The following is a 13,822-nucleotide window of genomic DNA, read 5'->3' on the forward strand; positions in this document are numbered from 1 at the left end:
TCGATGGCGGTGCGGATGATCTCCTCGGACGCCGCATCGCCCCAGGCCTGGAAGGTGAACCCGAAGGCGGACGAGGCGATCTCGGCGCCCCGGTCGGCGTAGGCCTCGCGGTGGCGCTCCTCGTGCCCGGCGAGGTCCAGGCGCTGGGGAAGCTCCCTGCCGATCCGCTTGAGAGCACGGTCGGCCACACCGGACTGGGCGGCGGTGACCATGATGTGCTCGGCCCGGCCCCGGTAGTCGGCCGCGTCCGGGTGCCGGTCGGCATCGCGCCCGGCCACGGCCTTCTCGACCATTTCCATGATCTGGGCGAGCTGGGCGAAGCCGATGCGCCCCTCCTCGGCCGCCGCGACGGCGTCGGGGTAGTCGTCCAGGTGGTCGGCCACGGTCATGATGGCGGCGGCCTGGGCGGTGGAGCGGCCGTGCTCGCGCAGGAGCCCGGCCACGGTGGCGTGGCCGGTCCCGGCGAGGGCGCCGGTGGTGCGGATGCGGGCGGCCAGGCGGGCCAGGGCCAGGTCGAGGGCGCCGAGCCCGGCGGCCAGCACCGCGAGCAGGTCGCACAGCAGGTGCTGGGCCCCGGAGGGGAAGTCCTCGGCAAGGGCCCCGCGGGCCTTCTCAGCACGCCGGCCAGGCCGGCCTGGATGCGCTGGGCGCGCGATCCGGGCGGGGGCCCGCTGGTGTGCTCCTGGCTTGCCATACCACCAACGTTAGAACAGGGGTACGACAATTCGGGGGTTGTTTTCGAGCCTGTGGGAAAACCTCGTAACCCCAGGCCATGGGCGCCAAGATCATCCCGGGGCGAGGCGCGGGGAGGCGGCCGGGGAGGCGGCCCGGGTGGTGGCGCGGGGCCCTCACACCACCCAGGGCCCCGCCCCGCCCCCGCCCGCTGCCTTCCGGGCCCGGCCCTGGGCTCGGGGCCTCCGGGAGCAATCCTGCGTGGTGAAATCGACGCCCGATCTGCCTGAAAGCGTCGATTCCACGACGCGGGTTGCCCGGACCCTTCTCCGGCTGTCCGGTATGTCCCCCTTCGCGATGATCTCGGGGAAGTCGGGGTTATCGTGTCCGGTTCAACCCCGACTTCCCCGAGATCAACACCGGCGCGCCCCGCACCGCCGTTCCCTTGTTGATCTCGGGGGAATGGACGCTAAAACCGGCCCGGTAGCGTCGTTTTCCCCGAGATCATCGCGAAGGGGGCACCGGGTCGGTGGCCGCCGCGAACACGGGCGGCCACCCGCCCACCGAGCCGCGCCGCCCTCCCAAACCGCGAGGAGCCCGCCGCCCGGCAGGCAGGGCCGGGGAACCACCCGGCTTGCTCCGTCGCCGCCATCGACGGCGACCACGCACACGCGCCGCGGCCGACAGCGCTGCGACGAGGGCCGCCGACCTGTCCTCGTCGCTGCTCTCCTCGCCACACTCCGGCGGTCCGCCGCCCGGCTGGGGCCCTGAAGCGGGGTACCAGCCCAGCCGCCCCGCTGGCCCCGACCGCGAGGGGCCCACCGCTCGGCTGGCGGGGCCGGGGAACCGCCCCGCTCGCTCCGTCGCCGCCCGCTCCGGTGACCATGCACGCGCCGGACGGCCGACAGCGCTGCCGCAAGGGCTGCCGACCTCTTCTCGTTGCCGCCCTCCACCCCACACCCCGGCGGCCCTCTGCCCGGCCGGGGCCATGTAGCGGGGTACCAGCCCAGCCGCCGCCCACCCGCACCACCAGGACGTCCCTCTCCTCCTACTCGCGGTATCTGATGATCACGGCGGTCGGTGAATGCTGTTGGAGTGCGGTACCCATCACCTCGGGGGGTGGTCCGTGCCTCGTTGTCCAGTTCACTCTCCGCAAGGCCTCCGGTGGTGTGTGCTCGCGGATGAAGCGGCGCTTCACCTGGGCGGTCATGGCCGACCCCGACCGGGGCCCGGTGGCGGAGCGGCGCTGCCACCGCCCGCCGCACCCGGCCCCGGCACCCGCCCCCACCGGCCGCTCCCCGGTGTCCGCTCGCGAAACGTCCCCGCATCGCTCTTAACATTGGTTGCGTGACGGACCAGGGGACTTCGGGCAGCGATACGGCCGATCCGGCGTCGGAGGCCGACGGCGCCGACTGGAATCCCCCCGCCCGGATGCGCGCACAGGTGTCGGCGCGCCCGCGGCCGCGGGTCGACCTCACCGCCCTCTTCGGGTTCGCCTCGGGCGGCTGGGCCTGGACGACGGCGGCCAAGGCCGCCATCGCCATGTCCTCCTCCTTCGCCCTCGCGACCCTCCTTCTGGGCCCCCAGGTCGGCACGCTCGCCGCCCTGGGGTCGATGACCGTCCTCTACGAGAAGAACACCCCCTACGCCTACCGGGCCGTCGCCCTGGGCATGGTGGGGCTCGGGTTCGTCGCCGCCGTCGCCGCCGGCTCGCTGGCCTCCCTCAACGCCTACGCCTCCGCCCTGGCCATCGGCGCCGTCGCCGGGGTCGCCACCTGGCTCTGCCAGGCCCTGCGGGTCGACAAGCCCGGCCCGCTCTTCTTCGTGCTGGTGTGCGCCATCTCCACGATCGCCCCCGGCGGGCTCGCCGAGGTGCCCCTGCACGCCGGGGTCGCCGCGCTCGGCGCCGCCGTGGGGTGGGCCGTGTCCATGGCCGGCGCCCCCGTCCGCAGCCGCCACCCCGAGAACCGCGCCGTGGCCGACGCCTTCCGGCAGCTCGCCGCGCTGCTGCGGGCCGTGGGGACGCGGGAGCTCGACCACGTCCAGCACGAGGCCTCACTGGCCGTCGCCGAGGCCTGGCGCATCGTCCTGCTGGGGCAGACGCGCGGCTACCGGGACACCGCCCAGGCCGCCCGTCTGCGCGCGCTGCTGCGCTGGGTGTCCGACATCCACCTCGCCGCCACCGACGTCTGCCTGGCCCGCACCGACCCCCTCCCCGAGGAGGCCGCGCGGTTCGCCGACCGGATCGCCGACGCCGTCGGCAGGCCCGAGCTCTGCCCTTCCCCCGCCGAACTCGACGAGGTGCGCAAGGGCCTGCGCCCGCGCTCCCTGGAATCGCGCCTGTACTCGCGCCTCGCGCGCGCCGCCCAGGCCGCCCGCAAGCCCACCCACGAGGACGACAGCCGCGGCCTCGAGCTCTACGACCAGCGCCACCCGCCGCTGCACAGCCTGCTGCGCTCCAGCCTCGACAAGGACTCGCTGATCGTCCCGACCGCGCTGCGCATGGGCATCACCGTCGCCGTCGTGGGCCTGGCAGCCCTGCTCATGGGCTTCGACCGGTTCTACTGGGTCTCCATCACCGCCACCTCGGTGCTGCAGGCGGGCAACGTCGTCCTGACGGTGAACCGCGGCATGCAGCGCGCGCTGGGGACCCTGATCGGCGTCGTCATCGCGATCGGCATCCTGCTGCTCGACCCGTCCCTGCCGGTCGTCATCGCCCTGGCCGCACTGTTCCAGGGGCTCACGCAGCTCGTGGTGGCGCGCAACTTCTTCTACGCCAGCATCCTGCTCACCCCCATGGCCCTCCTGCTGGCGCACACGGCCGCCCCCCATCCGGTGGACGAGCTGGCGCAGGCGCGGGTCGTCGACACCGTCCTGGGCGCGGTCGCCGGGATGCTGGGGTCGGTGCTGCTGTGGCGGAAGGCCTCGGCGTCGCGCCTGCCCCAGATGATCGTCGACGTGCTCGACCAGACCCGCGCCTCGGTACTGGCCGTGCTCGACCCCGACGTGCGCATCACCCCCGAGCGCCGCTACGAGCTCCGCCGGGACCTGCGCGCCGCGCTGATCGGCCTGCGCGGCGTCTACGACAGCGCCATCGGGGACGTCCCCCGCGCGACCACCACACAACCCCTGTGGCCGGTGGTGGTGGCCGCCCAGCGCGCGGGCTACCTCGCGCTGTCCACGCTCGCCCTGGAGAACCCGCCGACGGCCTCGCAGATCACCCTGCAGCGGCTGGACCTGGCGTTCAACGAGCTGATGGCCGCGATGCGCGAGCGGCGCACCCCGCGCCTGGGCGCCCTGCCCCGGCTGGTCGACTACCCGCGCATCAACATGGAGCTGCGCATGCTGTCCTCGTCCATGCGCACCGCCGTGGCCGAGGACGAGCGCGCCGCCGAACAGGAGCAGGAGCGCCGCGCCCAGCGCGAGCACCGCCGCGCGCGCGAGGAGGCCGACGCCGATCTCTAGCGCGGCCTCCCCGGATGCGCGCCGCCGACTCCGCCGCGGCTAGCCGTCGATGATGGCGAACGCCCGCACCGGGAAGGTCCCCATGCCGCGGACCTTGGCCGGGACCGCGAAGAAGCGGAAGCCCTCGGCGGGCAGCCGGTTGAGCATGCACATGTGCTCCACCACCGGCACGCCCGCGGCCAGCAGCACCGAGTGGGCCGGGCGCGCCCCCTGGGCCGCCTCGGAGGTGTCGTCGATGTTGACCGAGTCGATGCCGACCATGCGCGCCCCCTGGTCGGCCAGCAGCCGCGCCCCCTCCTCGGTCAGGAACGGGTGCTCGGGGTCCCCGTACTTGTCCGTGCGCCAGTGGCGGTCCCAGCCGGTGCGGATGAGCACCGCCCTGCCCTGCACCGGGACGTCCGCGAAGGCCTCGGGCCCGACCTCGCGCGCGGGCGCGTCGACGACCGTCCCGGGCACGTCGGCGACCTTCTCCAGGTCCAGGTCGGCCAGGTCGGCGCCGTCCCGGTAGCGGTGGGCGGGCATGTCGATGTAGGTGCCGGTGTTGGCGACCATGGAGATGCGGGTGATGCTGAACTCGGTCCCCGGGGCGTAGCTGCGCTGCGAGGCGTCGAAGGTGACGTGGTCCTCGATCTGCGGGCCCGGCAGCCCGGGATAGGTGGTCATGTCGTGGGTGATCTGGTGGCTGACGTCGACGAACCGTCCCATGTACGCCCTCTTCCCTCGGTCTGCGGCCGGGGCGGCCCGGCCGGGTCGTGACCGCTCCCTACCCCGGGCCACCGCGCCCGCCTCATAGGTCTAGACCAACACTAGCGCCCGGGGCCGCCCGGCGCCCGGCGGTCCTCCCGGTGCGCGCCCCGCCCCGCGGCGCCGTTAAGGTTCCATATCGTCCGTACCGGCGCCGACCGGCCCGGACACCCGCCGTTCCCGCCCGCACCGACGACCAAGAGAGGGGCACCCGAGTGTCGCTGTACGGGGCCGCCAAGGCGGTCATCGCCCCCGCCACACGGACCCTGTGGCCGATCGAGACCGAAGGGGTCGACCACATCCCCGCCCGGGGCCCGGTCATCCTGGCCTCCAACCACCTGTCCAACATCGACCCCCTGTTCATCGGGGTCGCCGTTCCCCGGCCGGTGGTCTTCATCGCCAAGGAGGAGCTGTTCGCCGAGGGCAACGCGGCGCAGCGCACCTTCACGCGCGCGCTGCGCGCGATCGGCCAGCTGTCGGTGGACCGCAAGCCGGGCCAGAGCTCGCAGGAGGCGATGGAGAACAGCCTCGACGTGCTCCGCGAAGGCAGCGTGTTCGGCATCTTCCCGGAGGGCACCCGCTCCCCTGACGGGCGCCTGTACCGCGGCCAGACGGGTCTGGCGTGGCTGGCGCTGTCGTCGGGCGCCCCGGTGGTCCCGGTCGCCCTGTACGGCACCGACCGCATCCTGCCGCACGGCCGCACCGTGCCCGTCCTGCGCAGGGTCGGCATGCGCTTCGGTGCGCCGGTCGACCTGTCCCCCTGGGAGGGCGAGGCGGCCAAGGCGCGCTCCCGGCGCGCGGCGACCGACGCCATCATGGCCGCGATCCAGCGCCTGTCCGGCCAGGAGCAGGTGCCGCGCTTCGCCGCCACGGTCAAGGCCGAGCTCCAGGAGCAGCAGGAGCGCACGCGCGCGGAGTCCGCGGGCCGCCCCGCCCTGAAGGACCGCCTCCGGCTCGGGCGGCGGGGCTGAGGCCGGGCCTCAGCAGGGGGATTCGCCCGTTCCGCCCACGCACACGCGTGCTCCGGTCTAGAGTGTGGCCACAGAAGACCGGTCCCCTCGCTCTTCCGGTCGCAGCGGGCCCGGCCGCGTCGTGCGGCCGGTTCGGCGGTTGCACGCGTGAGCGCGGAGGTGGATCGAAGGTGGCCCGGTTGAGCCGTTCGCTCTTCCCTGTCCTGCCCGAGGACGGCGTGTTCCGTGTCTACGGCCAGGGCGCCCGGCCCGACGCGCCCGGCACCCCCGCACCGCCGGGCGGGGAGCTCCTCGCCTGCGGGGACGACCACATGGAGCTGCGCACCCTGCAGGGGCGCGTCCCGGTCGGCGTGACCGTCGAGGAGTGGGACGGCCCACCGCGCTCCGACGTGCTGGACGCCGACGAGGGCGGCCCCTGGGAGGAGCGCGCGCTGGGTTCACTGCTGTTGCGCGGCCAGATCTCGGTGCGGGGCGGCGTCAACGGCAGCCCGGTGCGGATCCGCCTGGCCGGGGGCTCCGGCAGGTACGCGGCCGAGGTGCGGGCCCGCCACCGGCGGTCGGTCGCCGAGGACTGCGTGCGGCTGCTGCGCCGCCATCCCGACCCGCGCTGTGAGGGCTTCCTGGCCGCGGCGCGTATGCTCGGCGGTCGGGAGGCGTTCCTGATCCGCCTGTGGCCGCTGTCGGCCGCTGCGGACCAGCGCGCTTCGCGCGCGGTGGCGGTGAGGTACCCCACAGTCGTTTCGGGCTGAGTCCCGCCCCGTCGGCGCGTTCTTTCGTGCAGGGGCCGCGTGCGCGCCGCTGACGTGCGCCGACGCCCCGCGCTCCGGTCGCCGGACCCCGAGCGGCCGAGCGGAGAGGGCAATGCCTATCTTGGAGATAGGGTTTATAGGAAACCGATCCCTCCTATAAATTAGGTTAGCCTCGCCTGATTCACCGCGCCCTGGGGGCGTGGACGGCGGCCCGCGCGCCCGGCGGGACCGCGGACGACCCGGCGCGACGAATGGAGAAGGAACAGATGACGCGACCACTGCGCGTGGGAATCGTGGGGGCCGGCCCCGCGGGGATCTACGCGGCGGACCTGCTCACCAAGGACGAGACCCTCGCCGCGGCCGGGGTCGAGGTCAGCATCGACGTGCTCGACCGGCTGCCCGCGCCCTACGGCCTGGTCCGCTACGGCGTCGCCCCCGACCACCCCCGCATCAAGCAGATCCAGTCGGCCCTGCACAAGATCCTCGACAAGCCGCAGGTCCGCTTCCTGGGCAACGTCGCCTACGGGATCGACCTCAAGCTCGAGGACCTGCACCGGCACTACGACGCCGTCATCTTCGCCACCGGCTCCGACCGCGACCGCCCCCTGGACGTCCCCGGCATCGACCTGCCCGGCAGCCACGGCGCCGCCGACTTCGTCTTCTGGTACGACAGCCACCCCGACGTCGCGCCGCAGTGGCGGGTCGAGGGCTCCAGCATCGCCGTGATCGGCGCCGGGAACGTCGCGGTCGACGTCGCCCGCATCCTCGCCAAGGACGCCGACGACCTGCTGTCCACCGACATCACCGACAACGTGCACCAGGGCCTGCGGGCCAAGGGCGTCACCGACGTGCACGTGTTCGCCCGGCGCGGCATCGCCCAGGCCAAGTTCACCCCCATGGAGCTGCGCGAGCTGGACAAGCAGCCCGGCGTCGAGGTGATCGTCTACCCCGAGGACTTCGAGATGTGCGACGCCTCCGTCGCCGCCGCCGAGGAGTCCAACCAGGTCAAGACCAACGTCAAGGTCCTGCAGAACTGGGCCATCCGGGACCCCCGCGGCGAGCCGCGCCGCCTGCACCTGCACTTCCTGCACCGCCCCGCCGAGGTGCTCGGCGAGGACCGCGTCACCGGCCTGCGCACCGAGCGCATGGAGCTGACCGGCGACGGCGGCGTCCGCGGCACCGGCGAGTTCGTCGACCACGAGGTGCAGGCCGTCTACCGCGCGGTGGGCTACCTCGGGTCGCCGCTGGCCGACCTGCCCTTCGACGAGGAGCGCGGCACCGTCCCGAACGCCGGCGGCCGGGTGCTCGACATGGACGAGCGGCACATGCCCGGCGTCTACGCGACCGGCTGGATCAAGCGCGGCCCGGTCGGCCTCATCGGCCACACCAAGGGCGACGCCCTGGAGACCGTCACCAACCTGGTGGAGGACCGGTCCTCGCTGCCCGAGGCCGAGGCGCCCGAGCCGGAGGCCTTCGTGCGGCTGCTCGAGGAGCGCGGTGTGCCCTACACCACGTTCGAGGGGTGGAAGCGCCTGGAGACGCACGAGGAGTCCCTGGGCGAGGCCGAGGGCCGCAAGCGCGTCAAGGTGCGCGAGCGCGACGCCATGACCCGCATCGCCCGCGGGGAGGACTAGGGCGGTCCCCGGGCCGGACCGCCTTCGACACGGCCGCCGCCCCCTGCTGCGCCGACTCCGCCATGTCGGCACGGTAGGGGCGGCGGCCGTTCGCCGTCGTGTTGCGTAAGTCACGCCCCGCCATGCGGCCTCAGAGCACCTCTCCGACCCGTTCGGCCGATGGCGGCCACGGCCCGCCCACCTCGTGCCCCGGATCCCGGACACCGCCCCTTCCACCGGCCGCTATCGTCGTTGATGGCTCAGACACACACGGCGAGGCGATCGGCCGGACCGGATCGCGCGGGCGGCGGTGGCCGTCGGCTCCGCGCACCCGGCACAGCCCGCTCCCCCTTCGGCGCCGATGCCGAGCCGTGACCCCTGCGCGCGCGGGGGCGGCGCACCCCGGGAAGGACGAATCAGGCGTGGACGACAGGTGGACACCGGGAGAGGACGACGACGCGTTCCCCCGGCGCGACCAGGAGAGCGGTGAAGGAGGGGCCCCTCCCCCGCCGCCCGCCGGCGCACGGGAGGAGGCGGAGTCCGCCCAGGCCCGCAACCCCTATGTTCTGCCGACGGCACCCGCTGGAGGGGACGGGGCGGGGCCGCCCGGCGGAGGCATCGACTGGAAGGCGCCGCCGCGCCCGTCCGGTGAGGGTGCCCCCCGGGTGCCTCAGGCTCCTGAGGTGCCTCAGGCGGCCGAGGAGCGCCCGTTCCCCGAAAGGGCCGCCTCCGACCCCCAGGCGTCCGCCGCTCCCGCTTCTCAGCCGTCTGAGGCCCCCGAGGCCCCGGCGGCGGACCAGACCATCCCCACCGCTCAGGGCGGCGGCTTCGGCGATGAGGCGGGCCACGTGTCCGCCGCCGAGCAGACCCTCCCCACCGGTGAAGGCCTGCCCTGGCGGACGGACGGTACCGACCGGTCCGGCCCCCCTGGCGCCGACGCGCCGGGAGACCACGGGTTCTCGTGGCAGACGCCTTCGGCTCCTGCGGACAACCCCTTCGAGGACCAGCCCCCGCAGGCCTCCGACCCGACCTCTGAGCCGGGGGCGTCCGACCGCCGGGCCCCCTGGGGGGCGTCCGCCTTCGACCTCCAGGACTCCGGGCCGCAGGAGCCCTACGGGGCTCATGGGGCCGAGCGCCCCGGCATGCCCGGGTCGGACGGGTCGGCCATGGGAGCCCCGCACACGCCTGAAGGCGCGCCCGTGCCTCCGGGCCCCTCGGAGCCGTCGGAGACCATCGCCCACCGGTTCGACACCCCGAACGGCCCTGACACCGGCGGCGCCCCCTCCACCCCGCCCGGCGGGTTCGGCGCGGCTCCGGCGGGGCTGTCCTACCTGGACGAGACCTCCAACCCGGCCTTCCCGAACGCCGAGCGCTCGCCGTTCCCCGAGTCCGACGAGATCCCTGCGGAAGCGCCCTCAGGCGGCGACGCCGGTCCCGGCACACAGACCTTCGCCGTGCCCTCCGACCTGTCCGCGGCGTCCTCCGACCCGTCCGGTCCGGCAGGAGGCGCGGACGATCCGGCCGGGCACGGCGACTCCGGAGGGTTCCCGCCTCCGCCGGTCCCGCCCGGCTCCGGGGGCGCCCCGAACGCGTTCGGTCCCGACTGGCAGCGCGGCTCCGCAGCGTCCGGCGGGGCCGGGGGCTACGGCGGGCCTGGTGGGCCCGGCGGGCCGAACGGCCCCTTCGGCGACGACCCGGCGCCGAAGCCGAAGAAGCGGTCCCGCAAGGGCCTGTTCATCGGCATCGCCGCCGCCGTGCTGGCGGTCGTCCTCGGCGGCGGCGTCACCGCCTGGTTCGTGCTCGGCCGGGGGGCGGGCCCCGAGGGTGCCGCCGACTCCTACACCGCCGCGTGGGCCGAGCGGGACTACGCGGCCATGGCCGGTCTGACCACCGGCGGCGACGCCGAGAAGGTGCTCACCGCCATCGACGAGAACCTCGGCGTGGAGAAGGCCGCGGTGGAGCTCGGCGAGGTCGCCGAGGGCGACGGCGGAACCGCCACCGCGCCCTTCACCGCCACGCTCACCCTGAGCGGGGTCGGCGACTGGTCCTATGAGGGCCAGTTGCCGCTGGTGCAGCAGGACGGGGAGTGGAAGGTCGACTTCAGCCCCTCCGCGGTGCACCCCGAGCTCGAGGAGGGCACCACGCTCGTCCGCGCCAACGTGCGCGGGGAGCGCGGGAAGATCCTCGCCGCCGACGGCTCGCGGCTGGACACCGACGACGCCTCCGGCTCCATCAAGATGCTGACCGGGGCCGTGGGCGCCGCCACCGCCGAGGACGTGGAGCGGCTCGGCGCCGGGTACAAGGAGGGCGACCCGGTCGGCCAGGGCGGCATCCAGCAGGAGTACGAGGAGCGCTTGGCCGGCGCGTCGTCCGCCTCCATCCGCATCGCCGAGGACGGCAAGGAGGAGGAGACGATCGAGGACCCCGACGCCCCCGTGGTGGCCACCATCGAGGGCGAGGGCGGCCAGGACGTCACCACCGCCATCGACCCGGCCATGCAGGACGCCGCCGCGGCGGCGGTGACCTCCCAGGGCAAGCCGACGTCGCTGGTGGCGGTGCGCGCGTCCACCGGCGAGGTGCTGGCCGTCGCCAACAACGCGGCCGGGTTCAACCGCGCCTTCGACGGGCAGTACGCCCCCGGGTCCTCGCTGAAGATCATCAGTTACGAGTCGCTGCTGGAGAACGGCATGGCGACCACGGACCAGTTCAACTGCCCGAAGGAGGCGCTCGGCTTCAAGAACGCCGGGGACGCCGCCTACGGCGCCCAGACGATGAGCGAGGCGTTCGCGACCTCCTGCAACACCGCGCTGGTGCAGGAGGTGGTGCAGCGGCTCAGCGGTGAGCAGCTCACCGCCACGGCCGAGGAGTTCGGCATGAACGCCGAACTCAACGTCGGCATCCCGGCGCGCAAGCCGTCGTTCCCGCAGCCCGACGGCGAGGGCATGCTGGCCGCGCAGAGCATCGGCCAGGGGCAGGTCATCTCCACGCCGCTGCACATGGCGACGGTCCCCGCCGCCATCGCGGACGGGTCGTGGCGGTCCCCGTCGCTGGTGACCGAACCGGCGCTGGAGGACAAGCCCGAGCCCAAGCCGATCGCGCACGCCGAGCAGATCCGCCCGATGATGCGGGCGGTCGTCACCGACGGCACGGCGAAGAACTCCGGGTTCGAGGGCGAGGTCTACGCCAAGACCGGCTCGGCCGAGTTCGGCACCGCCAGCGGCGACGAGGAACTGGAGACCCACGCGTGGGTCGTCGGCTACAAGGGCGACGTCGCCTTCGCCGCGGTGGTCGAGGGCGGCGGAGGCGGCGGCTCGGTCGCCGGCCCGGTCGCGGCGAAGTTCGCCAACGCGATCTAGAAGACCGAGGACGAGACGCCGAGGGCCGCCCGGACACGATCCCGGGCGGCCCTTCGCCACGTCGGCGGCAGGACGCGCCCGCCTTCTCAGACGCTCGGGCGGTCCATGGCGGTGGCGGTGGTGTCCTGCCCGTCGCCCGTCCGGTCGACCTGTTCCTGCTCGGGGGCCATCTCCCCGGACGGGGCCTCGGCAGGGGGCGCCAGGAGGATCAGGGCCAGCATCACCAGCAGCACCATCGATCCCACGATCGCGCAGACCAGCCACGCCCGCCACCGGACGTCGCCGTCGGCGGGCGCGTCCGAGAGCCCGGGGTCGCACTCGCCGAACGACTGGAGGCGCCCCGCCAGGACCGGATCGTCCTCGGTGAGGCGGTGCTCGATCGCGGCCAGGATCCGCTCCTCGTACTCGCGCAGAGCCATGGCGCCACCTTTCGCATCGGCACAGGGGGCGCGGAGACATATACGGCGGTCCCGCCCCCGATACCCGCCTTTCTATCCGGGCAGAGGGGCGCTGTCATCCGGTTCCGGAAATTCGCTCCCACGCCGGACGCGCCGGACGCCCTCAGGCCCGGCGGCGGGGGTGCCTCAGTCCTCCCGGAGGTCGACCTCCGTCCCCTCCCCCGGTGCGCCCTCGGTGCGGTAGCGGTCCAACGCGGTGACGAAGTACCGGGGCCACGCGCCGTCGCCGTCCTTGCCCACGTCCTCACCCGTACCGCTGTCACTGAACGACGGCTCGTCCTCCGCGCCCACGACGCCGACCAGGTTCTCCCGCCCGCCCAGCGCACACGGGTCGTCGGCCTCCTCCTCGGACACCCGGTAGACGGCGTAGGACCGCGCCCCTTCGACGGGGTCCCACGACACCCGCACCTCGCCGCCCTTGCCGAGCGCGGCCTGCAGCCCCCCGACCGGGTCGGGGCGCCCCTCCCCGCCCTGGGCCTCCGGCGGCAGGGCCGGAAGGGCGTAGTGGTCCTCCCGGAGCCGCTCCATCGCCCCTTCGGCGCGCCCGCGCATGTCCTGCATGGAGAAGAACACGTCGCCGCCCACCTCGGGCAGCTCCCCGCTGTAGTCGAGCTGGCGGGCGAGGACGCCGTCACCCTTCCAGGCCTTCTCCCCGTCCTCGCCGACCCGGTAGGCGGCCTGCCCGATGTACAGGTCGACGCCGGTGCCGCGCACCTCCTCGGCCCACCACGGCGCCAGCACCTCGTAGTCGGCGGTGGAGAACCCGCGCTCCCAGTACAGCTGCGGCACGAGGTAGTCGACGGAGCCCTCGCGGATCCACTCACGGGTGTCGGCGTACTGGGCGGAGTACGACTCCAGCCCCTCGGTGTCCGACCCGTCGGCGTCGCTGTCGCTGTTGCGCCAGATCCCGAACGGGCTCACCCCGAAGCGCACCCACGGCTTCGACTCGCCGATCGCCGTGTGCACGTCGGCGATGAGCGCGTCGACGTTGGACCGCCGCCAGGCGTCGCGGCTGTCGGCGTCGCCGCCGTGCTCCTTCCAGCTCGCGTCGTCGTCGAACTCCTCGCCGTCGGCCGGGTAGGGGTAGAAGTAGTCGTCGAAGTGCACCCCGTCCACGTCGTAGCGGTCGACGACGTCCATGACCACCCCGGTGACCCATTCGCGCACCTCGGGCAGACCGGGGTCGAGCCACCCCTGGTCGTCGTACTCCACCAGCCAGTCCGGGTGCTCCACGGCGGGGTGGTCGTCGGCCAGCCCCTCCAGGTCGGGGTCGTCCCAGCCGACGCGGTAGGGGTTGAACCAGGCGTGCAGCTCCAGCCCGCGGGCGTGCGCCTCCTCGACGGCGAACTCCAGCGGGTCGTACCCGGGGTCGCCGCCCTGCTCGCCGGTGAGGTAGCGGGCCCAGGGCTCCTTGTCTGAGGCGTAGACGGCGTCGGCGGTGGGCCGCACGTGGAAGAAGACCGCGTTGAGGCCCAGGTCCCGGGCGTCGTCGAGCTGCGCGCGCAGCTCGTCCCTCTGCTCCTCGGCGTCCAGGCCCGGCTCGGACGGCCAGTCGATGTTGCGGACGGTGGTGAGCCACACCCCGCGCATCTGCCGCTTGGGCACGTCGGCGGTCTCCTCGCACTCGGCGGGGATGGGGCGGGCGTCCGCCGCGCCCGTGTCGGGCTCGGCGCCGTCCTGGGCCCCCGTGCAGGCCGCCAGGACCGGAAGGATCGCGGCCGTCGCCGCCCAACTCAGCAGCCTCCGCATGTCCCCCGTGTCCGCCTTTCCCGCGTATGTCCCGCATCGCCGCCG

The 13,822-nt window shown here is 74.1% G+C and carries 8 protein-coding genes and 1 pseudogene; 5 read left to right on the top strand and 4 right to left on the bottom strand.

The features are described from left to right. Nucleotides 1-542 (bottom strand): annotated as a pseudogene (locus O4J56_RS11605) (HNH endonuclease); the annotation flags it as partial. A 1,561-nt stretch (nt 543-2,103) separates the two neighbouring features. Between O4J56_RS11605 and O4J56_RS11610 the strand changes: the two are divergent. Continuing rightward, complete coding sequence (locus O4J56_RS11610) at nt 2,104-4,137, top strand: FUSC family protein (protein WP_270685787.1); 2,034 nt, start codon at nt 2,104-2,106, stop codon at nt 4,135-4,137. 39 nt (nt 4,138-4,176) lie between these two features. On the opposite strand, the gene O4J56_RS11615 is transcribed toward O4J56_RS11610, so the two are convergent. Continuing rightward, entirely contained in the window at nt 4,177-4,842 is a 666-nt protein-coding gene (locus tag O4J56_RS11615) for a cyclase family protein (protein ID WP_270685737.1), read from the bottom strand. Between the two features lie 254 nt (nt 4,843-5,096). On the opposite strand from O4J56_RS11615, the gene O4J56_RS11620 reads away from it, so the two are divergent. The 4 genes from O4J56_RS11620 to O4J56_RS11635 all read left to right on the top strand — a co-directional run bounded on the left by O4J56_RS11620 (nt 5,097) and on the right by O4J56_RS11635 (nt 11,570). Continuing rightward, the gene (locus tag O4J56_RS11620) at nt 5,097-5,852 is read left to right on the top strand and encodes a lysophospholipid acyltransferase family protein (RefSeq protein ID WP_270685738.1); all 756 of its coding nucleotides are present in this window, start codon (nt 5,097-5,099) and stop codon (nt 5,850-5,852) included. 170 nt (nt 5,853-6,022) lie between these two features. Beyond that, complete coding sequence (locus tag O4J56_RS11625; RefSeq protein WP_270685739.1) at nt 6,023-6,601, top strand: hypothetical protein; 579 nt, start codon at nt 6,023-6,025, stop codon at nt 6,599-6,601. A 284-nt stretch (nt 6,602-6,885) separates the two neighbouring features. Then, complete coding sequence (locus O4J56_RS11630; protein ID WP_270685788.1) at nt 6,886-8,235, top strand: FAD-dependent oxidoreductase; 1,350 nt, start codon at nt 6,886-6,888, stop codon at nt 8,233-8,235. 662 nt (nt 8,236-8,897) lie between these two features. After that, complete coding sequence (locus tag O4J56_RS11635; protein WP_270685740.1) at nt 8,898-11,570, top strand: penicillin-binding transpeptidase domain-containing protein; 2,673 nt, start codon at nt 8,898-8,900, stop codon at nt 11,568-11,570. A gap of 86 nt (nt 11,571-11,656) precedes the next feature. Here the strand turns inward: O4J56_RS11635 and O4J56_RS11640 are convergent, their stop codons facing one another. Both O4J56_RS11640 and O4J56_RS11645 read right to left on the bottom strand, forming a co-directional pair. Then, nucleotides 11,657-11,989: a DUF3040 domain-containing protein gene (locus tag O4J56_RS11640; protein ID WP_270685741.1), complete on the bottom strand. Its 333-nt coding sequence runs from the start codon at nt 11,987-11,989 to the stop codon at nt 11,657-11,659. Nucleotides 11,990-12,154: 165 nt separating this feature from the next. Next, nucleotides 12,155-13,777, bottom strand: coding sequence for a glycoside hydrolase family 10 protein (locus O4J56_RS11645; RefSeq protein WP_270685742.1), 1,623 nt, complete (start codon nt 13,775-13,777; stop codon nt 12,155-12,157). Nucleotides 13,778-13,822 lie beyond the last annotated feature (45 nt).

Origin of the sequence: Nocardiopsis endophytica (genome assembly GCF_027706725.1) — a bacterium.
Lineage (GTDB): Bacteria > Actinomycetota > Actinomycetes > Streptosporangiales > Streptosporangiaceae > Nocardiopsis_A > Nocardiopsis_A endophytica.